General features: G+C 55.3%; 21 protein-coding genes. 6 read left to right on the top strand and 15 right to left on the bottom strand.

What is annotated here, in order from left to right:
* Positions 1–49: 49 nt before the first annotated feature.
* The 4 genes from PEH01S_RS03780 (at position 50) to PEH01S_RS03765 (ending at position 2,795) form a co-directional block, all read left to right on the top strand.
* A complete protein-coding gene (locus tag PEH01S_RS03780; RefSeq protein ID WP_127484006.1) occupies positions 50–634 on the top strand; it encodes a TetR/AcrR family transcriptional regulator in 585 nt (194 codons plus the stop codon).
* Between the two features lie 44 nt (positions 635–678).
* Complete coding sequence (locus tag PEH01S_RS03775; protein ID WP_025848865.1) at positions 679–1,446, top strand: electron transfer flavoprotein subunit beta/FixA family protein; 768 nt, start codon at positions 679–681, stop codon at positions 1,444–1,446.
* Positions 1,447–1,467: 21 nt separating this feature from the next.
* The gene (locus PEH01S_RS03770) at positions 1,468–2,445 is read left to right on the top strand and encodes an electron transfer flavoprotein subunit alpha/FixB family protein (RefSeq protein ID WP_025848866.1); all 978 of its coding nucleotides are present in this window, start codon (positions 1,468–1,470) and stop codon (positions 2,443–2,445) included.
* 98 nt (positions 2,446–2,543) lie between these two features.
* Positions 2,544–2,795, top strand: a complete 252-nt coding sequence (locus tag PEH01S_RS03765) for a hypothetical protein (protein WP_127484005.1) — start codon at positions 2,544–2,546, stop codon at positions 2,793–2,795.
* 79 nt (positions 2,796–2,874) lie between these two features.
* On the opposite strand, the gene PEH01S_RS03760 is transcribed toward PEH01S_RS03765, so the two are convergent.
* The 3 genes from PEH01S_RS03760 to PEH01S_RS03750 all read right to left on the bottom strand — a co-directional run bounded on the left by PEH01S_RS03760 (position 2,875) and on the right by PEH01S_RS03750 (position 6,178).
* Positions 2,875–4,197: a DRTGG domain-containing protein gene (locus PEH01S_RS03760; protein ID WP_127484004.1), complete on the bottom strand. Its 1,323-nt coding sequence runs from the start codon at positions 4,195–4,197 to the stop codon at positions 2,875–2,877.
* Positions 4,198–4,306: 109 nt separating this feature from the next.
* Positions 4,307–5,515 carry an FAD-dependent oxidoreductase gene (locus PEH01S_RS03755; RefSeq protein WP_025848870.1) on the bottom strand — a complete coding sequence of 403 codons (1,209 nt, stop codon included), beginning with the start codon at positions 5,513–5,515 and terminating at the stop codon, positions 4,307–4,309.
* A 45-nt stretch (positions 5,516–5,560) separates the two neighbouring features.
* The gene (locus PEH01S_RS03750; RefSeq protein ID WP_127484003.1) at positions 5,561–6,178 is read right to left on the bottom strand and encodes a PadR family transcriptional regulator; all 618 of its coding nucleotides are present in this window, start codon (positions 6,176–6,178) and stop codon (positions 5,561–5,563) included.
* A gap of 446 nt (positions 6,179–6,624) precedes the next feature.
* On the opposite strand from PEH01S_RS03750, the gene PEH01S_RS03740 reads away from it, so the two are divergent.
* On the top strand, positions 6,625–7,380 hold the full coding sequence (locus PEH01S_RS03740) for a MerR family transcriptional regulator (RefSeq protein WP_025848872.1): 756 nt from the start codon (positions 6,625–6,627) through the stop codon (positions 7,378–7,380).
* A 60-nt stretch (positions 7,381–7,440) separates the two neighbouring features.
* Here PEH01S_RS03740 and yhfH read toward each other — a convergent pair whose 3' ends face one another.
* The 8 genes from yhfH to PEH01S_RS03705 form a co-directional block, all read right to left on the bottom strand.
* Complete coding sequence (gene yhfH / locus PEH01S_RS03735; RefSeq protein ID WP_025848873.1) at positions 7,441–7,623, bottom strand: protein YhfH; 183 nt, start codon at positions 7,621–7,623, stop codon at positions 7,441–7,443.
* A gap of 19 nt (positions 7,624–7,642) precedes the next feature.
* The gene (gene aceB / locus PEH01S_RS03730) at positions 7,643–9,244 is read right to left on the bottom strand and encodes a malate synthase A (protein ID WP_025848875.1); all 1,602 of its coding nucleotides are present in this window, start codon (positions 9,242–9,244) and stop codon (positions 7,643–7,645) included.
* Positions 9,245–9,257: 13 nt separating this feature from the next.
* Positions 9,258–10,544: an isocitrate lyase gene (gene aceA, locus PEH01S_RS03725; protein WP_025848876.1), complete on the bottom strand. Its 1,287-nt coding sequence runs from the start codon at positions 10,542–10,544 to the stop codon at positions 9,258–9,260.
* A 77-nt stretch (positions 10,545–10,621) separates the two neighbouring features.
* Entirely contained in the window at positions 10,622–10,795 is a 174-nt protein-coding gene (locus PEH01S_RS34455) for a hypothetical protein (protein ID WP_161782235.1), read from the bottom strand.
* A gap of 234 nt (positions 10,796–11,029) precedes the next feature.
* A complete protein-coding gene (locus PEH01S_RS03720; RefSeq protein ID WP_025848877.1) occupies positions 11,030–11,212 on the bottom strand; it encodes a hypothetical protein in 183 nt (60 codons plus the stop codon).
* Positions 11,213–11,269: 57 nt separating this feature from the next.
* Positions 11,270–12,904, bottom strand: coding sequence for an extracellular solute-binding protein (locus tag PEH01S_RS03715; protein ID WP_127484002.1), 1,635 nt, complete (start codon positions 12,902–12,904; stop codon positions 11,270–11,272).
* Positions 12,905–12,957: 53 nt separating this feature from the next.
* On the bottom strand, positions 12,958–13,839 hold the full coding sequence (locus PEH01S_RS03710; RefSeq protein WP_025848879.1) for a carbohydrate ABC transporter permease: 882 nt from the start codon (positions 13,837–13,839) through the stop codon (positions 12,958–12,960).
* 12 nt (positions 13,840–13,851) lie between these two features.
* A complete protein-coding gene (locus PEH01S_RS03705) occupies positions 13,852–14,781 on the bottom strand; it encodes an ABC transporter permease (protein WP_246062785.1) in 930 nt (309 codons plus the stop codon).
* A 338-nt stretch (positions 14,782–15,119) separates the two neighbouring features.
* On the opposite strand from PEH01S_RS03705, the gene PEH01S_RS03700 reads away from it, so the two are divergent.
* On the top strand, positions 15,120–17,351 hold the full coding sequence (locus tag PEH01S_RS03700) for a helix-turn-helix transcriptional regulator (RefSeq protein ID WP_164827663.1): 2,232 nt from the start codon (positions 15,120–15,122) through the stop codon (positions 17,349–17,351).
* 82 nt (positions 17,352–17,433) lie between these two features.
* Here the strand turns inward: PEH01S_RS03700 and PEH01S_RS03695 are convergent, their stop codons facing one another.
* The 4 genes from PEH01S_RS03695 to PEH01S_RS03680 form a co-directional block, all read right to left on the bottom strand.
* Positions 17,434–18,405: a siderophore ABC transporter substrate-binding protein gene (locus tag PEH01S_RS03695; protein ID WP_127484000.1), complete on the bottom strand. Its 972-nt coding sequence runs from the start codon at positions 18,403–18,405 to the stop codon at positions 17,434–17,436.
* Positions 18,406–18,472: 67 nt separating this feature from the next.
* Positions 18,473–19,231, bottom strand: a complete 759-nt coding sequence (locus PEH01S_RS03690) for an iron ABC transporter ATP-binding protein (RefSeq protein WP_127483999.1) — start codon at positions 19,229–19,231, stop codon at positions 18,473–18,475.
* Entirely contained in the window at positions 19,225–20,175 is a 951-nt protein-coding gene (locus PEH01S_RS03685; protein WP_127483998.1) for an iron chelate uptake ABC transporter family permease subunit, read from the bottom strand. The genes PEH01S_RS03690 and PEH01S_RS03685 overlap by 7 nt, the downstream gene beginning before the upstream one ends.
* Positions 20,165–21,118: an ABC transporter permease gene (locus PEH01S_RS03680; RefSeq protein ID WP_025850941.1), complete on the bottom strand. Its 954-nt coding sequence runs from the start codon at positions 21,116–21,118 to the stop codon at positions 20,165–20,167. Before PEH01S_RS03680 ends, PEH01S_RS03685 begins: the two co-directional genes overlap by 11 nt.
* Between the last annotated feature and the right edge of the window lie 31 nt (positions 21,119–21,149).

Genomic DNA, 21,149 nt, shown 5'->3' with positions numbered 1-21,149 from the left:
ATGAATGCTCATTCAGTTTCTGACTGAATAATAACATGGTGGTGATTGGATGGCAAGCAAAAAAATGGAGAAGTACAATTTGATACTGGATGCGGCGCTGAAAGTCATCGCCGAAAACGGCTATCACAACGCGCAGGTTTCCCGGATTGCCAAGGAAGCCGGCGTAGCGGACGGAACGATCTATTTATATTTTAAAAACAAGGAAGACATTCTTATTTCTCTCTTCCAAAAAAAATTGGGCGACCTGGTTGGTCAATTTCACAGCAGCATCAACGAAACGGACTCCGCGGACGAGGCGCTGCGCAAAATATGCGAGATTCATTACACGATGCTGGAGCAAAACGTCGATCTCGCGTTCGTCACCCAAATCGAGCTGCGCCAAAGCTCGCTGGAGCTGCGCAAGGAAATCGGCCTTGTCGTCAAGACGTATATCGAGCTGATCGAAAAGGTGCTGCGCCAAGGCATCGAAGAAGGCATTTTCCGGGCCAATCTGGACGTTAAGCTGACGCGCCTGCTCGTGTTCGGCTCCATGGACGAGGTAGTCACTTCATGGTTGATCGCCGGCCGCAAATATTCGCTCGCGGCGCAGGTCGATAAAACCGTAGAGTTTTTCATACAAGGGTTGAAGGCTTAATACGTTATATTGTCTTTATTTTGTATGGGAGGAGCTTGGGACTTATGAACATTTATGTATTGATGAAGCAAACGTTCGATACGGAGGAGAAAATCGTCATTCAGGGCGGCGAGGTATCCGAGGACGGGGCGAAATTCGTCATCAATCCGTACGACGAATATGCCGTGGAGGAAGCGATCCGGCTGAAGGAAGAGCATGGCGGCAGCATTGTCGTCGTCTCGATCGGCCCGGAGCGCTGCGCCGAAGCGCTGCGGACCGCGCTGGCGATGGGCGCGGACGAAGCCGTGCTGATCTCGGACGATCGCATTCCCGGCGATGAGTACGCCGTGTCCAAGGTGCTGGCCGCATACCTCGGGAAGCAAGCGTACGATCTTGTGCTCGGCGGCAACTTCTCCGTCGATAACGGCGCAGGACAGGTCGCGATCCGCGTCGCCCACCTGCTGAGCATCCCGCACGTATCCTCCGTCGTGAAGCTGGAGCTGAGCGGCGACCGGGCGACGGCGCAGCGCGACGCCGAAGGAGACACCGAGACGGTGGAGGTGGCACTGCCCGCCCTGTTCACGGCGCAGCAAGGCTTGAACGAGCCCCGCTATCCTTCCTTGCCCGGCATCATGAAAGCGAAGAAAAAACCGTTCCAGCAGCTGACGCTGGATGACCTGGGCTTAAGCGAAGCGGATATCGCTCCGAAGACGGCGCGCGACTCTCTCACGCTCCCGCCGGAGCGCAAAGCCGGACAAGTGCTGCAGGGCGATCCGCAGCAGCAAGTCGCGCAGCTCGTTCATCTGCTTCGTACGGAAGCCAAAGCGCTTTAATGCCAAAGGGAGGGAATCGATATGAGCAAAACCTATGTAATCTTCGCGGAAATCCGGGGCGGCAAGCTCCGTCAAGTGACCTTCGAAACGATTCAAGCGGCCCGGCTGGCCAAAGACGACGGCGACCGGATCGTGGCGGCGCTTCTCGGCCACGGACTGTCCGCGTTTGCCCAAGAGCTGTCCGGTTATGGCGTCGATCAGGTTGTGTCCGTCGACCATGCGGAGCTCGCCCACTATAATCCGGAGACGTATTTTTCTGCACTGGCAGGCATTCTCGACACGGCGAATCCGCACGCGGTTCTGTTCGGCCACACGGCCATCGGCCGCGACCTGGCGCCCAAGATCGCCGCTCACCTGCAGGCGGGGCAAATTTCCGACGTCATCGCGCTGGAGAAGACGGGCGACGGCCTTTCCTTGACGCGTCCGCTCTACGCGGGCAAAGCGTTCGAGAAGAAACGGTTTACCCAAGGCCCGATGGTGATCACAATCCGGCCGAATAACGTGCCCGCCGCGGAAGCCGTCCCCGGCTCGCAGGCGGAAATGGCCGCCACTCCCTTCTCCCCCGCTGCCGACCTGCGTTCCGTCGTGAAGGACGTGGTGCACAAAGCGTCGGGGAAGGTCGATCTGACGGAAGCGAAGATCGTCGTGTCCGGCGGCCGGGGCGTCAAGAGCGCCGACGGGTTCCGCACGCTGGAGCCGCTGGCCGAAGCGTTGAACGCCGCCGTCGGCGCCTCCCGCGGCGCTTGCGACGCAGGCTACTGCGACTACGCGCTGCAGATCGGACAGACCGGCAAAGTTGTAACGCCGGAAGTGTACATCGCCTGCGGCATCAGCGGCGCCATTCAGCACTTGGCCGGAATGAGCCAGTCGCGCGTCATTATCGCGATTAATAAGGACCCGGAAGCGCCGATCTTCAAAATTGCCGATTACGGCATCGTCGGCGATCTGTTCGAGATCGTCCCGCTGCTCACCCAAGAGTTCAAGAAAGTGCTGGCTTAAGTTTTGGTATAAATAGGCTGGTGCCGGGGCATCTCTTTCCCAGGGCGAATATCATGGACTGTGAGAAACGCCCAGTTCATGGAGAGGAAGGTAGCCCGATGATAGACCCTGCGCTCAGAAATTTTGTGCTTGGCTCCGTAGCTCCCGTCGTCCGGTACGGTTTGTACGAAATGACCTATACGTCCGTTGAGCATGCCATGTATGAGGTCGCCGCCATCACTTATTTGATGGGAAGAGGATACGATTTGCAAACCGCCCACAGAATCGTTGAGTCCTGGGAGGTTAACGAAACGTTTCCGCCTTATCAAAGGTACGATACATGGTATGCCGATTCTCCGCAACCGAGCTAGAAAGTCCTGCGAATGGCGCAACAAAGCGGGCGGAACCTAGTTCCGCCCGCGCATTAGTTCCTATTCGCCAGATCACCCCTCAATCCGTCAGACGGCAAGTAAACGTCGACTTCGCCATGCGCTTCCCGTCGCAGAAAATGTCCACTTCGATCTTCCCGTACCTGCGGCTCATCTCCAGCACGTTCGGCACGCATTCGATCACGCTGTCGATCGGAATCGGCAGCAGAAAATAATTCGAGGAGCTGTCCACGATCAAGTCGCCTCTTTTTTGTTCGCGGATCGTGCGGATCGCCACCTGGCTCATCAGAGTCGTCAGAATGCCTTCCGACACCGTCCCGATCGGATTGGTCATCTGGGCGGTAACGGTTCCCCGGTAATAAAATTCGCCGTCCTTGCCCCGCACCTTCTCCATCCCGGACCAGATTTGATCCTCAAGCGTTTCCCCGTGCTGCGGCTGCGTTTGTAAATACTGCATCGCCTTGAGCACATCGTCACGGCTGATCACGCCAACCATTTTTCCGTCCTTGCCGACTACAGGAAGCAGCTCAATGCCCTCCCACACCATCGTATGGCTGACCGAAGCGACGGGCGCCTGATCACTCACGGTAAGCGGGTCCAGCGTCATGAGCTGGTGAATCGGCTGTGCCGCTTCGGCTCCGACGACGTCCTTCGCCGTCACCATGCCGATCGGCTTGTTCCGTTCGTCCACGACCGGGAAACGGGTATGTCCGGTTTCGTCCATCCAATGGCGCATATCCGAGACGGTATCCTCGGCGCGCAGCGAATAGACTCGGGCATCCGTCCGGATAATGTCGCGGACGAGCATAATTTTTTTCTTGATCAATTGGTCGTAGATCGCGCGGTTGATCATCGTCGCCACGGTAAACGTATCGTAGCTGGTGCTGATAATCGGCAGCTCAAGCTCGTCGGCCAGCTCCTTGGCCTCGTCCAGCGTCTGGAAGCCGCCCGTCACGAGGATGCCGGCGCCTTGTCCCAGCGCATAGAGATGCGCCTGGGTGCGGTTGCCGACAATGAGCAAATTGCCCGGCTCAATGTAGCGTTTCATCGCTTCGAGCTGCATCGCCCCGATCACGAATTTATTCAAAGACTTATGAAGGCCGCCCGCGCCGCCGAGCACCTCGCCGTCTACAATGTTGACCACCTCGGCGAACGTCAGCTTGTCGATCGGCTGCGGTTCTTTTTTTTCCACCCGCACCGTGCCTATACGGTCCTTCGTGCTGACATAGCCCAGACTTTCCGCTTCCTTCATCGCGCGGTAGGCCGTTCCCTCGCTGACTTCGAGGGCCTGGGCAATTTTACGGACGGAAATGTGCGTTCCTACGCTTAATTCCTCGATATATCGAATGATCTGCTCATGCTTGGTCAGCGTCTCTTCCTGCATCGCTTCACCCGCCTAGTTTACAACAGTAACAATCTTTAACAATTATACTATAAGCGGATGCACAAAAACAGAGCCCCGCATGACGATAAGAGTGATTAGAATTCAATTTTCACCGGCTCGCCGATACGTTCTTCTCCCAATCGACTCTGTACGAGTACATCCAGTCGGACGCCTTCGGATTCGCGAATAGTTTGAGGAACACCGGTGTTGTCAGATCCCGGAACCACTGTTGGAGCGAACCCGTTACATGCTTGCCGGAATCGCCGCGCCGCCCCACGTCGTACATTTTGACGGTGCGCGCGCGCCTGAGCTGCTCGTAGGTTGCGAAGGCATGCTCCGCGTCAGGGATGTCCCGCAAACATTTTGCCAGAACAATGGCATCCTCCAGCGCCATCGAGGCCCCTTGACCGGAGCTGGGGGAAATCGCGTGCGCCGCATCGCCGACCAGAGCAATCGGTCTCTTGTGCCAATGGGAGGGTTGCCGGGGAAGAGCGTAGGATGAGAAAAATGGAAACGTCGTTTCCGCTCCCTCAATGATTTTCCGGATCATAGGCTGGTCGTCTTTGTAAATGTCCAGCATCATCTTTTTACGCTCTGCATCGGTGATGTCTTTGAATGCATCTCTGGCGGGTTCATTCGCTTGCGGCCAATTCGTATACCAATAAATGAAACCGGTAGGGCTGACGTGATATCCGAAAAAGGCCCGTTTGCAGAAAATGAAGTGAATCGTTTCCGGCTCGCTGGGAACTTCAACACCTGAGGTATATCCTCCGCTGTTGATTAACCCGGTAAAGGCCGGGCCTTGAAATCCCGGATCGAGGATCTGACGGGTTCGCGAATGAACGCCGTCGCAGCCGATCAGGTAGTCCCCGGAGACTCTGGTGCCGTCCTGGAAAGTCGCAACGGCTCCTCCTTCCGCCGCCACCTTAATATCTTCCAGCTTTTTGCCGCGCAGGATGGGGATGCCCTGGCGTTCGACTTCATCCGAGATGATGCTGCCTAGAGGAACGCGCTTGATAAAGACGCTCTTCAAGCCTCCTCCCGCCAAGACGCCGCCGCCCAAATGCTTCCCCCTTCCATTCCACATCTTCCATTTACTTACCGCAGATCCTTCCTTCAAGACGGCTTGGTCAAGTCCGAGCTCCTGCAGGACAGCCAACCCGTTGCAGGATAACGTAAGCGAGAACCCTTCCGAAGATGTTCGGGCTTCGTAAATCTCCGCCTCAATGCCCGCTCGTTTCAGAAACAGGGCGAGCGCGGGTCCGGCAATTCCGCCTCCGATGATCAGCGCTTTTTTTGCTTTAGGATTTGTCCGCATAGTACCTCTCCTCTTCCACGCATGAGTGATGATGGTGTATGACAGCTACTCTTTACTGTTGAGGCGCAACGCAATTTCACGCAGCCACTCCTCATCCCAGTCGAGCTCTCCATTACGCAAATCGTCGCTGACGGAGCATACCCATTGCCATTCGGCCGTCAGCACGGCCCGCTTATACTCGGTTTCAAGCATGAACAGTCTGGGGAGGATATCTTTGTAGGTTTGCAGATCCGAGCTCACGCGTTGAATTTCTTTTTCAAGAAGAAGCGCTCTTCGTTCCAACTGCTTCAAGACGTCATCCGGGGTCAATAGCGACAGAAAAGATACGGCAACGGGAAAATCGGGGAACTCTTGAGAAGGCACAGACAGCATATCCCGAAGCCATTCCCGAAACAGCTTCCGACCGTCCTCTGTAGATTCGTAAACCGTACGGTCGGGTTTTCCGGGTTCTTTCAACGTTTCACGAACAGCGATCAATCCGTCCCGCAGCAGGCGATCGATCGTTTGATAAATACTCGTACGTTGGCGTACGTTAATCACTTCATCCTTTCCTCTTTCTTTAAGCAGCTGCTGCATTCGGTACGGGTGCATCGGTTCTTCCGCAAGAAGTGCAAGTATGGCTAGGGCGACAGGGGAACGTTGGATTGTATTTGACTTTTTCATAGTTATAATATTACTATTAATTTTATAACTATGTCAAATGATTTCATCCCTTTCATTTGATGCTATGGCGAAGAGAAGGCGATAGCTCCTGACGAGTATGATGGTTGAATGAACTGAGCTGCGATGCGTCCCCGTTTTTTTCCGCGATTTGAAGCATTGCTTTGCTGCGGGTTCCATCCTTACTTGAAAATACGTATCGTACTCAATTATTATTTTCAACATCATACTAACGCAGAAAGAAGTGGCCGGATTGCATCAATATATTGCCTACATAGGTTCTTTTCCCGTTCGTTCGTACAGCATCTTGCTTGTTTTGGCGATTATCCTTGACGTTGGAGTGACGATCACGTTATTTTCAGTCGCGAATATCGCGGCTTTTTTCATTCATGTTCTTGACCCTCCCCTTGGAGGAGTATGTACACTAAATGCGAAGGGAGGAACACGACATGCTCTATACGGTTAAAGAAGTATCTTCCTTATCCGGCGTAACCGTCAAGACGCTGCATCATTACCACAAAATCGGTCTTCTGCCGCCGAGCGCAGTCAGCGAAGCCGGATACCGGTTATACGGGATGAAAGAGCTGGAACGTCTGCAGCACATTTTGTTTTACCGGGAATTGGACTTTCCATTGAAGGAAATCGCGCGTCTGCTTAAGGAGGACCCTGAACGGCACTCGATTCTCGCGCAGCAGGAGGAGCTGCTTCTGCTCCGCAAGCAAAGGCTGGAAACCATCATTCAAACTTTACGGCAATCCATGGCCAGCATGGAGAAGGGAGAAACCATGAATAGCAAAGATATGTTCAACGGGTTCGAGAACGCGCAGGAGTGGGAAGAGGCATTGGAGGAGCAAAATCGGCATTTGAAGGAAGCCTACGGCTACGACATGCTCGATTCCGCAGAAATTGACGCGCAAAGCATGAACGAGCAGGCTCTAGAGGCGGCGGCATTTATGAATCGTATGGCAGAAGCCTTGCGAACGGGAATCAAGCACAGTGACGCGGAAATTCAGCGGCTGATCCGGGACCACCTTCACTTTATGAACAAGCACGGGCATACCGTCACCGCTGCGGATTTTGCGGCGCAAACGCGCTTTTTCCTCGGCGACGACTTTCATCTTCGCATGCTGGAAGGCCAGCAAACCGGGTTGGCGTATTACCTGTCCGCGGCAGCCGAGTCCTACGCGGCAGCGGAACATGAATGAATGGGCAAGCAGGAAAAACAGCTCCCTTCCGCGAGGAAAGGAGCTGTTTTCTATGGCCCGCTACTCTTGAATCGCCGAATTGTACATGCTCAGAAAGATGGGCGACAGCGGATAAAATACCGTTTCCGAGCATTTATAGCACTCCGTGTGATAGCAGTCCGCCAGCTCCTCCACCGTTTCGCCGCAGCGGCTGCAGCATTTGGCCGGAAGCTGCTCGTAAAACTTCGTCGATGATTGAAGCATATTCCTTCTCCTCCATTCATTATAAATGCGCATAGCTTGGGATCGTTAAAAAGTCCTCAAAGGTCGGGGACGTCGTCATATCGCTAAACAGCGTCTTCGCCAGCATGTATTGTCCTTGCTCGAACCGGTCGGCGCCGACACGCTCCCGGATCGCCTTCAGTTCTTCTTCGAGCATCTCTTTGAACAGCTCTTCCGTTACTTTGCGCCCGTCCTCCAGAATGCCCTTCGGATGATGAATCCACTGCCACAGCTGCGCCCGCGAAATTTCCGCGGTGGCTACGTCCTCCATCAGGTTGCGGATCGGCACCGCGCCATAGCCGCGCAGCCAAGCTTCCAGATAATGAAGTCCGACATGAATGTTCGTGCGCACGCCGGCTTCCGTAATCGGTCCCCGCGGAACTTCGAGCAGATCCGCGGCCGTCACTTCGATGCCCGTCAGCTGCCGGTCGATCTGGTTGGGCGCCGGCATCAGGCGGTCGAACACTTCCCGGGCGACCGGCACAAGGCCCGGATGGGCGACCCAGGTTCCGTCATGCCCTTGCGTCGCTTCGCGCGTCTTATCCGCGCGCACCTTGCGCATGGCCTCCTCGTTGGCCTCGGGATCGTCCTTGATCGGAATTTGCGCGGCCATGCCGCCGATGCAGGGCGCTCCCCGCTTGTGGCACGTCTGGATCGCCAGCAGCGAGTAGGCCCGCATGAACGGCGATTCCATCGTCACCAGGCCGCGGTCCGGCAAAATGACATGCTCCTGGTTTCTGAGCTTTTTGATATAGCTGAAAATATAGTCCCAGCGTCCGCAGTTGAGACCTGCGCTGTGCTCCCGCAGCTCATACAAAATTTCGTCCATTTCAAAAGCCGCCATAATCGTCTCGATCAACACCGTCGCTTTGATCGTGCCTACGGGAATGCCCAGCTTCTCTTCGGCAAAGGTGAAGACATCGTTCCACAATCTCGCTTCCAGATGGCTTTCCAGCTTCGGCAAGTAGAAGTACGGTCCGCTGCCTCGATCCAGCAGCGCTTGCGCGTTATGGAAGAAGAACAGGCCGAAATCGAATAGTCCCGCCGACATCGGACGCTGGTCGATCCATACGTGCTTCTCTTCCAAATGCCAGCCCCGGGGGCGGACCTTCAGCACGGCCGTCTGCTCGTTCAGCGCATACGTCTTGCCTTCCGGGGACTCGTAGCGGATCGTTCGACGCACGGCGTCCCGCATGTTGATTTGCCCTTCGATGCAATTGCTCCACTGCGGCGAGTTCGCATCTTCAAAATCCGCCATATACAGCTTCGCGCCGGAGTTCAGCGCGTTGATGACCATTTTCCGGTCGCCGGCCGGCCCGGTGATCTCGACCCTGCGGTCGGTCAGATCGGGCGGGATCGGCGCAATGCGCCAATCCCCGCTGCGGACGTCCTCCGTCTCCTTCAAAAAATCGGGCAGCTCCCCCGCATCGATTCTCTGCTGCCGCTCTTCCCGCTGTTTCAGCAAGGAGAGACGCCGATGACCGAATTTCTTCTCCAATTCCGCCACAAATTCCAGCGCACCCGGAGTCAAGATTTCAAAATAAGCCGGGCTGTGCATTCGGCCCTTCAGCAGCACGCCTTGTGAAACCGCATGATAAGTCATCGCCTTGGCCTCCTTAGCCCGCAAACTGTTCCGCTTCCGTCGAACCCGTGAGCGCCGTCGTCACGGAATCGCCTCCGGACAGGACAAGCGACACTTCATCGAAGTAGCCGGTTCCGACTTCGCGCTGGTGCCGGGTCGCTTCGTAGCCGTAGCGCTCGCTGGCGAACTCCGCCTGCTGCAGCTCCGAGTAAGCGGCCATTCCCCGGTCGCGATACCCTCTGGCCAATTCGAACATGCTGTGGTTCAACGAATGGAAGCCGGCCAGCGTCACGAATTGGAATTTGTAGCCCATCTTGCCTAATTCCCGCTGGAACGCTGCGATCGTGGCATCGTCCAGCTTCCGCTTCCAGTTGAACGAAGGCGAGCAGTTGTACGCGAGCAGCTTGCCGGGGTACTTCGCATGGATCGCTTCCGCAAACCGTCGCGCTTCCTCCAGATTCGGCTCGGCGGTTTCGCACCAGACGAGATCGGCATAAGGAGCGTACGCGAGACCGCGGGAAATGGCTTGCTCCAGTCCGTCTTTGACATAATAGAAGCCTTCCGGCGAACGCTCGCCCGTCAGGAACGGCTTGTCGTTATCGTCGATATCGCTGGTCAGCAGCTTCGCCGCATTCGCATCCGTTCTGGCGATGATAATCGTATCGACGCCCATGACGTCGGCAGCAAGTCTGGCGGCGATCAGATGGCGGACCGCCTGCCGGGTAGGCAGCAGCACCTTGCCGCCCATATGTCCGCATTTTTTCTCTGAGGAAAGCTGATCCTCGAAGTGTACGGCCGCGGCCCCCGCTTCAATCATCGCTTTCATTAATTCGAAGACGTTGAGCGGTCCGCCGAAGCCCGCTTCGGCATCGGCCACGATCGGCAGGAAAAAGTCGATGTTCTCTTTCCCTTCCGCGTGCTGGATCTGATCCGCTCTTTGCAGCGTTTGATTGATCCGCTTGACTACGGCAGGTACGCTGTTCGCGGGATACAGGCTTTGGTCGGGATACATCTGGCCGCTCAGGTTGGCATCCGCCGCCACCTGCCAGCCGCTGAGATAAATGGCCTTCAGTCCGGCCTTCGCCTGCTGGAGAGCTTGATTGCCTGTCAGGGCGCCCAGGGCATGAACATAATCCTCCGTATGAAACAGCTTCCAGAGCTTCTCCGCTCCCCGCTGCGCCAGCGTGTGCTCGATCAGTACCGAGCCCCGCAAGCGAAGCACGTCTTCCGGACTGTAAGGGCGCTTTACCCCTTCAAACCGTTTGGAATTCCATTTTTGCTGAAGCTGTTCCGATTGCGCTTTACGATTATTTGTTGTCATCCCTTTTACCCTCCTGAAATGGTTATAAGTAATATGAATCATTCGAATGATGATGAGCGATTGGAAACTCGTGTAAACTACTCGTGGCTTTCTACGTAACCGTTGCCGCAGCACCAGAAGCAGATGGTAACCTTCGTGCCGAAGGCGTCCCGTAATTCCGGAGCTTGCTTCTCGTCGTTCGCAGATACGCCGCCGGAATGAAAGTTAGGGGATTCAATTTCGCCGTGACCGTGACATATCGGACAATCCATGTGAACTACCTCCATTTGCTTTTATTATAGTACAGTGTTTTTGTTTGATGAGCTTATTATATAACAACAATCCAAACTGTTCAATACTGTTTTTAAAATTTTTTTACTGTTTTATAACAGACAATGCGAAACAGGCTTTGCTGCATGCCCCAAACCCGCGGTACAACGCGAAAAAAGCGGCTCCTCCCTTTTCGGGAAAAGCCGCTTCCTCAGACCCAATCGCTTGCGTTATGGCTACGAAGAGCGGGGCCGCTCCGTACCGGAGTCCTCCGCTTCGCCGGCGAGGCCATCCATCACCCGCTCCACGAATTTGCTGATGCCATCGGTCGCTGCCATATCCTCCTGGTCCGGAGGCGTCGTAATGCTGTTATTCGTAAAGTGTTCGAAATAGCCTTCTTTTTGTTCTTCCGGGTCCATCGCCAAACCTCCACCTGTTCAGATGAGGATAGGGTTGACGCCCGGCGCGATAATTATTCACTTTTGCCCGGAATACCGCTCATAGGCCGCCCGGTATATGTTCAAATATTGGTCGACGCCCATCTTCTGCACGGTGGCGACATATTTGTCCCAATCGTCGAACGACGCCGTTCCGTTAATCAGGTTCGCTTCGGTTTCGGTGATCAGCTTGTGAATATCCGCGCCCTTCGAATTCATGAACGCCGTTTCCTCTTCCGTGAAGTTGAAGCTGTACCACATGTCCTTGACCAGATGCTTGGACGCTTTTTTGCCCGCCTCGATCGATTCCGGCAAGCTTTCCGAGCCCTTGAAATATTTCTCCTGCACATACCCCGGATAGCTTCCGCCCGGCCATGTAAAATGCCGCGCCGCCGCTTGGTCCAGCGTCAGCCCGTTCGGGTTCTTTTTGATATCGTCCACATATTCCAGCTGGCCGTCCGGCTTCTGGGTGTAGGTGACATCCTTTTGTCCCATAAAATAGAAGGTGGCTCCCTCGTCTCCGTAGAAATGATCGATCCAGCGGACGGTCGCTTCGGGATGCTTGTTTTTATCCGTGATGACGAACGCTCCCGGCCAGGCGATCGGGTTTTTGACCGACACGAACAGCTGGTCGCCGTGAGGCCCTTTGAGCGCGCCGAGCCCGACGTAGCCCTTCTGGTTCATGACCGCTTGCGGATGGGGCACGAAGGCGGCTCCCAATAGCCCTTTTTCCCCTTTGGCATACAGCGCCGTATCCTTCAGCGTAAAAATCTCCTTGTCGATCAGCCCTTCGGTATACAGCTTATTCATATACTGCAGCACTTCTTTGTACTTCGGATCGAGGCGGTAGAACCGAAGCTTGCTGCCGTCCGGGTCCATGTCCACATACGGATGGGCGACGGCTCCGCGGTTGCCGAACCCCCAAGCACCGCCGATATACCGCTGAATCGTCTGAATGCCGAACATGCCGCTGAGCGGAATTTCGTCCTTCTGGCCGTTGCCGTTCGGATCGCTTTCTTTCACCGCCTTCAAATAAGCGTAAAACTCCTCCGTCGTCTCCGGCTCCTTCATGTTCAGCTTGTCGAGCCACGTTTGGTTGATCCACAGCGGCGTGCCGATGAGCATCGGCAAAAATTCCGGGCTGTAAAAGGACGGGAAGGAATAAATGTTGCCGTCCGGCATGGTCAGCCCTTTTTTCAAATCCGGGTATTTCTCCAGCAGCTTCTTCAGGTTCGGCGCATGCTTGTCGATCAGATCGTTCAGCTTCACGAATACGCCTTGGCTGCCGTACTTCATCAAGTCCGCCACCGGCACCCTCGCCGAATAGAACGCATCCGGATAATCGCCGCTGGCCAGCGCGAGATTCCGCTTCTCAGTCAGGCTCTCGAACGGGACGAGCTGAAATTCCACGTCGATGCCCGACTGCTTGGCGTATTCCTTCCACACCAGCGTGTCCTCGAACTTGTTGCCCGTCTGGGGCGATTTGCCGGTAAAAAATTTCAGCTTGACCGGCTCCTTCACAATCGGCATGCCGGTCGGGTTGACATTTTGCGCCGATTGTCCGCCGCCCGCAGGGGCGTTGCCGCCGCTTTCCTTCGAGCCTGCGCAGCCGCTCAGCACTCCCAGCGTCAGCACCGCCGACATCGTCAGAGCCGTCATCTTGTTCGCTTTCATCGTTTGCAAGCCTCCTGTTATATTTACAAATGTGATCAAAATTCAGCGAATTGTCAACCTTTGATCGCGCCGACCATGACGCCTTTGACGAAATATTTTTGCAGGAACGGATAAAGCAGCAGGACAGGCAAATTCGCCACGATCACGGCGGCGTACTTGATCGACTCCACATCGAGCACCGAGCCGGACAGCGATCCTTCCGACACGTCGACCATGTCCTTCGTCTCGCCCTGCACCAAAATTTCCCGCAAAATGAGCTGCAGCGGGTATTTGTCCCGGTCCGACAAGTAGATCAACGCTTGAAAGTAGGCGTTCCAGTGGCCTACGCTGTAGAACAGCACCATCACGGCCAGAATCGGCGCGGACAGCGGAAGCACGATGCGCCACAGGATGCGCAGGTTGGTGCAGCCGTCAATCGCCGCCGCCTCCTGCAGCTCAAACGGCAGCCCGTTTTGGAAAAACGTCCGCATCAAGATAATGTTCCATACGGAAACGGCGCCCGGAACAATCATGACCCAGAACGTGTTCAGCAGGCCGAGCTGCTTGATCAGCAGATAGGTCGGAATCAGGCCGCCGCTGAAAAACATCGTGAACACCATCATCCCCGCAATCCACTGCCGCCCGATAAAATCGCGCCGGGACAGCGGGAACGCTCCCGCCACCGTCATCGCCACATTGACGGCGGTGCCTGCCGCCGTATACAGAATCGTATTGCCGTAGCCCCGCATGATTTCCTCGTTCGCGAACAGCTTCTCGTAGCCTCTCCACGTGATGTCCCGGGGCCAGAGCCAGATGTCGCCGCTTAGCACAAGCTGCGGGCTGCTGACCGAAGCGATCAGCACGAAGAACAGCGGATACAGCACCAGCAGCGCCGTCAATCCGAGAACGGCATACACCGTCACGATAAAGATTCGGTCCGACACGCTTTGTTTCATTCGTACTCTCCTCTACCATAAGCTGGTTTCGCCCGCCTTCCGGGCGATGGCGTTCACCGTCACCAGCACCGCAAAATTGACCACCGAGTTGAACAGGCCGATGGCGGCGGAGAAGCCGTATTCGGCTCCAATAATGCCGCTGCGGTATACGTGCGTGGCAATGACGTCGGAAGCCTGCATATTGAGCGAATTTTGCATCAAATAAATTTTTTCGAAGCCGACTCCGAGCACCGTCCCCATATTCAGGATCAGCAGAATGACGATCGTCGGCCGGAGGCCCGGCAAATTGATATGCCAGATGCGCCTCAATCGGCTTGCCCCGTCGACTTGCGCGGCTTCGTGCAGATGCGGATCGATCGCCGCCAGCGCCGCCAAATAAATGATCGAGTTCCACCCCATCTGCTGCCACACGCCGGACAGCACATAGACGCTCTTGAACCATTCCGGCTGCGTCAGGAAAGCGATCGGCTGCCATCCCATCAGGGTCAGCACATGATTGACCAGACCGTACTGCGGCGACAAAAAGATCAGCAGCAGCCCGACGACAACGACCGTCGACAGAAAATGCGGGGCGTACAAAATCGTCTGGATCCCCTGCTTGAACCGTTTATGCCCGACCTCGTGAAGCATAAGCGCCAGCAGGATCGGAACCGGGAACCCCGCCGCGATCTGATACAAGCCGATGAACAGCGTATTGCCGAGCAGCCGCCAGAAATAGAAGCTTTCGAAGAACCGCTCGAAATGCTCCAGCCCGACCCATGGGCTCCCCCAGATTCCTTTCGTCACGAAAAAGTTTTTGAACGCAATCTGCACCCCGTACATGGGCACATATTCGAATAAGATAAAGAAAGCGAGTACCGGAGAGATGAGCAGATACAATTCCCAGTTGCGCTTGATTCCCTTCCACCGGTTTCTCCACCGGCTCCCATGCGCGTTCCTGATCGCTCCGGCCCGGCGGTTCAGCGCCGCTTGCTTCAAGGATTCACACCTCCTTTGCGTCGTGTTTCGATCTGATCGTAGCCTGTGCCGCCGGAAAATGAAATTTACACTTTTTTAGACAACACACATTTTCTTTGGTCGCCGGCGGGTAAAAACACGGGTGAAGCCAGACGTAGCAAGCGTTTTCACGATTTTGGCGCAGCGTTTTAAGGTTTCGTAAAGGGGTTGATTGTTGCTTTCGCTTCTTGTTAGCATCAAGTTGAGAAGTCCGTGAATAACGAGCGCAGCGGCCTGTTCTTCACCGGACTTCAGAAGAAGGATACGCTCAGGAGGGAATGCCCGTGGATCGCACAAAACAAAAGCGCAGATCGCTGCTCGTCCGGCTATTCGTCAGCTTCCTCGCCATCATCGTGCTGCTTTCCGCCTTTAACTATGTGCTGTTCTCATTCTTCCAGCAAAAGATCCGGGAGGAGCTCATCGCCTCGAACCGGATGATCCTGGATCAAGCGGCCGAGCGGTATCACACGCATTTTGACCGGCTGAAAACGGTGCTTTTTCAAGCGCATAACGACAGCGCAATCGCCCAATTCAACAGTCAGCTGCTCCCGGCCGAAAAAGAGAATGCGAATTACTTTCTCGTGGTCGATATCGTGCGGAGATTGCGGGAGTCTGCGACCAATCCGCTGTTTTATCTGGATAATCTGATCGTGCTTTACCGCTCCAACCTGTTTATGGCCGACAAGGAAGGCAGCAGCAGCCGGACCGGGCTGGATGCGCTCCCGGCCTTCCACGCCCCTTATACATCCGCATATTGGGAAGAGGAATTCGACCGGGCGGGCAATTACCGTCTGCATCCGGCGCAGGCGTATCCCCAGGACCGCTTCGGCACGGCAGCGAAGCCGCTGATTCCGTTCTCGTTCAAGCTGCCCGGCAGCAACTATATGATGATCGCCATGCTGGATGCGGACAAAATGAACGAAGCGATGCTCGGCGACGTACCGTTTCTGATTCAAACGGAGGACGGCGGCATGCTGTACCGCTCCCCGGCGTCGGCTGCCATACGGGAGCTTCCCGTCTTCGCCGCGGACGAGTCTTACCAATTGTTTCAGGACCATTACTTTTTCGTCCATACGGACCCCGACAACCGGCTGCGCTACATTACGGCCGTTCCTTACGCCGCCGTCGCCGCTCAACTGTCCAAGCTGCGGACGACGCAAACGGCCGTTCAGCTCGCATCGGTTGCGGCCGCCCTCGGCCTGTCGTATTGGTTCAGCCGGCGGCTGCAATCCCCGGTAAAGCGGATCATCGCTTCGCTGCAGCAGCGGGAAGAAAACCTGCCCCGGGTGGAAACGGAAATTCACGAGTTCGATACGATCAGCGACCATATCGGCAAATGGAAGGAGGAGCGCGCGAGGATCCACGACGAGCTGCGGAGCAGCAAGTCTCTGCTGACCAACTACAGCTATATCGCGAAGCTGAAATCGCTGCATACCGGCATTACCGAGTGGCGCGATTTCATGCTGGAGGAAGGGCCTTTCTTTCTGGTGCTGTATCAGTTGAACAACCGAAAACTGGAGCCGCTTAGCGAAGCGACGAAGCGCACGATCAGCGAATACGTCGACATCGTGCTGTCCGAGCACGGGCTGCGCGCGTATACGTTTCAGATCGAGAACGACCAGATCGTCTCCGTCGTCTTCGGCCAGAACGGACCGGACCGCGCGCCGGAAGCGCTGCGCCGCCTGAAGCAGACGCTGGACACGGAACGCGGCACCTGTCTGGTCACGATCGCCGTCAGCTCCACGTACGTTCAATCGGCGGAGCTGCACGGGGCCTACGAGCAGGTATCCGCCATGCTCGGGCAAGCCCGCCCGGTGGACGAAACGCAAATTATTCTCGAAACGGCCGCCGCAGCGGATGCGTTCGTCTTTCCCGCCGAGCAGGAGCAAGAGCTTTATGCCCATATGGAAGCCGGAAACGTCAAAATGACGCTTCACGCACTTCACCGGATGCTGGAGACGATGGACCGGAAAGGGGCCACGCTCTCCCAATGCCGCCGTTTTGCCGAGAGCTTCGCTTCCCGGATCGTAAAGGCGATGGAGCAGCGCCGGATCGGCGGCGTCGCCGTTCAGCAAGCCCAAGCGGCACTGAAGGAGCTGAAGATCTGCTTCACCGCGGACGAATTCAAGCGGTTCTTCGATACGTTCGTCCCGGCCTGTGCCGGGAACGTCCAAGGAAAGAAAGAAGCGAAAGACGGCGTGATCGAGTTCGTCATGCAGACGCTGGAGAGCCGGTACTCCGACGACATTTCGCTCGATCTGATCGCCTCCGAGCTGAACCTGTCAAGCGCTTACTTATCCGTGTACATCAAAGAGAAAACCGGCGACAATTTCATCGAGCACCTGAACCGGATCCGTATTCGAAAAGCGAAGGAGCTGCTGACGGGCTCCGATCTGAACATTCAGCATATCGGCGAGCGAATCGGCTACCGGAATGTCACCTCGTTCATCCGGATGTTCAAGAAGCTGACCGGAGAGACGCCGGGCGAATTCCGGCGCTGCCAAACTCCGGGATAAGCGTTCGAAACAAAACCAAACTCCCCTTATCGCCGGTTTGGCAATAAAGGGAGTTTGGTTAAACAGGCTGTATGGGCAGCGGTTATTGCACCGCTTTTTCCGCTTCTTTCACCATCTCGGCCACGGAAAGCAAGCCGCCGCCGGACAGGTACCAGTAGTTCGAATCCAGGTAAATGATTTTGCCGTTTTTGTAGGCTTTCGTCTTCTTCGTCAGTTCATTTTCCACGATTTGCTTCGCCGGCGTTCCGTTGCCGACAACGGCGTCGCGGTCGACGACAAACAGGTAGTCCGGGTCTTTTTGCGCCACGTATTCGAACGTTACGCTCTGGCCGTGCGTCTCGACCTTGATATCTTTATCTGCGGGCGCAAAGCCGAATTCGTCGTGGATAATGCCGAAGCGGGAGCCTTGGCCGTAAGCGCTCGTTTTGCCGCCGGTCGTCAGGATGATCAACGCGGTTTTCCCGCCTGCGGACGCTTTTTCTTTCAGCTTCTTGACGGAGTCGCTAATGGCGGCGAGCTCTTTCTCCGCTGCCGCTTCCTTGCCGAAAATTTGACCGAGCAGCTTCACGTTGTCTTCGAACGATTTCATGTAGTTTTTCTCGTCTACGCCCATAAAGATCGTCGGCGCGATCGCTTTGAACTCTTCGTATTTCGTCGATTGCCGTGCGGAAATGATGATCAGATCGGGCTTGAGCTGGTTGATTTTCTCAAAGTCCGGCTCCATCAGGCCGCCGACGTTCGCATACTTGGCGTCCTTGTATTTGGACAAATAGGAAGGCAGGTTTTTCGACGGAACGCCGGCCACTTCCACGCCCAATTTATCCAGCGAATCCAGCGTGCCGAAGTCGAACACCACGACTTTTTTCGGGTTCTTCTTGACTTTCGTTTCCCCAAGCTTATGTTTAACCGTCAGCTCTTCATTGTCTTTCGGTGCGGCCGTGTTCGCGTTCTTCGCATCGCCGCCGCTGTTGGCGCCGCCCGAACCGTTCGATCCGCAAGCCGCAACCATAACGGCCAGCAGCAGCATCATGAGCATCCATGAAACTTTTTTCATCTTTGACCACCTCGATAATCGTAATATTTATTGCAAAGGACGGCATGGCGCCCCTTGGACAATCTGGCTAAGTAAAATAGACGCAAATCTTGTTCTCGTTGATATCCTCGATATGGATATCCATGTCGTAAATGTCCTTGAGCACGGATTCCTCGATGATCTCGGCCGTCGGGCCTTCGCGCACCAGCTTCCCGTCCTTGAGCGCCACGATGTAGTCGGCATGGCAGGAGGCAAAATTGATATCGTGGATCACGATGACAATCGTCTTGCCCAGCTCGTCGACCAGCCGCCGCAGCACCTTCATAATCTGGACCGAATGCTTCATATCCAGATTGTTGAGCGGCTCATCCAGCAAAATGTACTCGGTATTCTGCGCGATGACCATGGCGATGTAGGCCCGCTGCCGCTGGCCGCCGCTCAATTGATCGATATATTTGTGCTGCATGTCTTCGAGCTCCATATAGCGGATGGCTTCGTCGACGTACGCCCAATCCTCCTTCGTCAGCTTGCCCTGCGAATAAGGGAAGCGTCCGAAGCTGACAAGCTCGCGCACCGTCAAGCGGATGCCGATATGGTTGGACTGCTTGAGAATCGAGATCTTTTTGGCCAGCTCGCCGCTCTTGTACTGTCCGATTTCTTTGCCTTCGATCCATACCTCTCCCTCATCCCTCGTCAGAAGGCGGCTCATCATGGACAGCAGCGTGCTTTTGCCGGCGCCGTTCGGCCCGATAAAAGCGGTGATGCTCCCTTTGTTGACCTTGACGGAGACTTGATCGACGACGCGCTTGTTCCCGTAGGTTTTCGTTACGTTCCGTACTTCTACCACGACTTATTCTCCTTTAACAGAAGATATAGAAAGTAAGACCCGCCGATGAAATTCACAATGACGCTGAGCGTGGTCGTAAAGGTGAACACCCGCTCCACCATCAGCTGCCCGCCGACCAAGGCGATCATCCCGATCAGGACCGCTCCGAGAATAAGCTGGCTGTGCCGGTACGTGCGCAAAAATTGGTGCGTGACGTTGGCGACAAGCAGCCCGAAGAACGTAATCGGGCCGACCAGCGCGGTAGCGATCGACGCCAGAATCGCGACGACGATCAGCAGCCTTTTCACGATGCTGTCGTACGGCACGCCCAGATTGATCGCATGCTCTTTGCCTAACGAAATCACATCCAAATAGGTAAGAAGCTTCTTAAAATACAGCGTAATGACCAGCACCACGACGACCGAGATCGTCAAAATATCCGGATCGACGCTGCTGAAGCTGGCAAAGAGCTTGCCCTGCAAAACCAGAAACGCGTTCGGGTTGATCAGCATCTGCATGAACGAGGACGAGCTTTGAAACAGCGTCCCGAGAACAAGGCCGACGAGCAGCAAATAATAAATGTTCGTTCCCTCTCTGCGAAACATCAGCTTATGGAGCAGAAGCGCGAACAGCACCATCAATCCGACGGACAGCGCGAAATTCCATTGATTGCTGATCGTCGTCAGGCTGGCTGCGCCGAAAATAAAGACGATGGCGGTTTGGAGCAGCATGTAGAGCCAATCGAGCCCGATCATGCTGGGCGTCAATATCCGGTTGTTCGTAATCGTCTGAAACACCATGGTCGAGAAGGCGATGCAGAAGCCGGTAAGCAGCAGCGCGAGCACCTTCCTGCCCCGGCGGGGAAGGATATAATCCCAATTGCCGCCAGACTGAATGACCATAAACAGCACAACTAAAGCGACCGCTATAACGGCAAGCAAGATCAACTTGACTTTATTGCTCATATTTCTTTCTCCTCATAAGCAGGTAGAGAAAAATCCCGCCTCCGATAACCCCCACGGTCAATCCGATCGAAATTTCATACGGATAAATGATCACCCGCCCGAAAATGTCGCAGGCCAGAACGAAGACGGCTCCGAGCAAAGCGGTATGGGGAAGATTTTTTTTCAGGTTGTCCCCTTGATAAATCGTGACGATGTTCGGAATGATCAAGCCGAGAAACGGAATCATTCCGACCGTCAGCACGACGACCGAGGTCACCAGGGCCGCAATAATAAGCCCGATGTTGACCACCTGTCTGTAATTCAATCCGAGGTTGACGGAAAAATCCTCCCCCATCCCGGCGACCGTAAACTTATTGGCGAACAGGTAAGCCAGCACCGTGGCGGGAATGCTGATGTACAGCAGCTCGTAGCGGCCTTTCAGCACAACCGAGAAGTCCCCGTGCATCCACGACGTCATGCTTTGAATCAGATCATATTTATAAGCGAAGAAGGTCGTCATCGATTCGATGAGATTGCCGAGCATGAGACCGACGAGCGGGATGAAGATCGTATCCTTAAATTTCACCCGGTCGAGAATTTTCATAAACACGTACGTGCCGGCCAGTGAAAATATAAAAGCGACGGACATCTTCTGCAGCGGGGTCGCCTCCGTGAAGACCAGCAGGGCGACCAGGATGCCCAGACTGGCCGAATCCATCGTGCCCGCGGTCGACGGGGAGACAAATTTATTGCGGCTGAGCTGCTGCATAATGAGGCCCACGATGCTCATGCTCATGCCGGCGATCAGGATGCTGATCAAACGCGGGAACCGGCTGATCATCAGCACCTCGACCTTCTCCTCGTTCCACTGCAGAATGTCGGTCAGCGTCAAATCTTTCGCCCCGATGAATAATGAGACAACGGATAAAACAATCAGGGCAAGGACCAAATAAGTTTTTCTCATAGCATTTCCCTACATGATTTTAGTAATGGCT

The sequence above is a fragment of the Paenibacillus ehimensis NBRC 15659 genome (genome assembly GCF_004000785.1).
GTDB lineage: Bacteria > Bacillota > Bacilli > Paenibacillales > NBRC-103111 > Paenibacillus_G > Paenibacillus_G ehimensis.
This window is presented reverse-complemented; position numbering and strand designations above follow the sequence as displayed.

What these genes read in the sequence shown, in the direction of transcription:
- PEH01S_RS03780 (WP_127484006.1), top strand. Translation starts at nt 50, where the DNA reads ATGGCAAGCAAAAAAATGGAGAAGTACAATTTGATACTGGATGCGGCG.
- PEH01S_RS03775 (WP_025848865.1), top strand. Translation starts at nt 679, where the DNA reads ATGAACATTTATGTATTGATGAAGCAAACGTTCGATACGGAGGAGAAA.
- PEH01S_RS03770 (WP_025848866.1), top strand. Translation starts at nt 1,468, where the DNA reads ATGAGCAAAACCTATGTAATCTTCGCGGAAATCCGGGGCGGCAAGCTC.
- PEH01S_RS03765 (WP_127484005.1), top strand. Translation starts at nt 2,544, where the DNA reads ATGATAGACCCTGCGCTCAGAAATTTTGTGCTTGGCTCCGTAGCTCCC.
- PEH01S_RS03760 (WP_127484004.1), bottom strand. Translation starts at nt 4,197, where the DNA reads ATGCAGGAAGAGACGCTGACCAAGCATGAGCAGATCATTCGATATATC.
- PEH01S_RS03755 (WP_025848870.1), bottom strand. Translation starts at nt 5,515, where the DNA reads ATGCGGACAAATCCTAAAGCAAAAAAAGCGCTGATCATCGGAGGCGGA.
- PEH01S_RS03750 (WP_127484003.1), bottom strand. Translation starts at nt 6,178, where the DNA reads ATGAAAAAGTCAAATACAATCCAACGTTCCCCTGTCGCCCTAGCCATA.
- PEH01S_RS03740 (WP_025848872.1), top strand. Translation starts at nt 6,625, where the DNA reads ATGCTCTATACGGTTAAAGAAGTATCTTCCTTATCCGGCGTAACCGTC.
- yhfH (WP_025848873.1), bottom strand. Translation starts at nt 7,623, where the DNA reads ATGCTTCAATCATCGACGAAGTTTTACGAGCAGCTTCCGGCCAAATGC.
- aceB (WP_025848875.1), bottom strand. Translation starts at nt 9,244, where the DNA reads ATGACTTATCATGCGGTTTCACAAGGCGTGCTGCTGAAGGGCCGAATG.
- aceA (WP_025848876.1), bottom strand. Translation starts at nt 10,544, where the DNA reads ATGACAACAAATAATCGTAAAGCGCAATCGGAACAGCTTCAGCAAAAA.
- PEH01S_RS34455 (WP_161782235.1), bottom strand. Translation starts at nt 10,795, where the DNA reads ATGGATTGTCCGATATGTCACGGTCACGGCGAAATTGAATCCCCTAAC.
- PEH01S_RS03720 (WP_025848877.1), bottom strand. Translation starts at nt 11,212, where the DNA reads ATGGACCCGGAAGAACAAAAAGAAGGCTATTTCGAACACTTTACGAAT.
- PEH01S_RS03715 (WP_127484002.1), bottom strand. Translation starts at nt 12,904, where the DNA reads ATGAAAGCGAACAAGATGACGGCTCTGACGATGTCGGCGGTGCTGACG.
- PEH01S_RS03710 (WP_025848879.1), bottom strand. Translation starts at nt 13,839, where the DNA reads ATGAAACAAAGCGTGTCGGACCGAATCTTTATCGTGACGGTGTATGCC.
- PEH01S_RS03695 (WP_127484000.1), bottom strand. Translation starts at nt 18,405, where the DNA reads ATGAAAAAAGTTTCATGGATGCTCATGATGCTGCTGCTGGCCGTTATG.
- PEH01S_RS03685 (WP_127483998.1), bottom strand. Translation starts at nt 20,175, where the DNA reads ATGAGCAATAAAGTCAAGTTGATCTTGCTTGCCGTTATAGCGGTCGCT.
- PEH01S_RS03680 (WP_025850941.1), bottom strand. Translation starts at nt 21,118, where the DNA reads ATGAGAAAAACTTATTTGGTCCTTGCCCTGATTGTTTTATCCGTTGTC.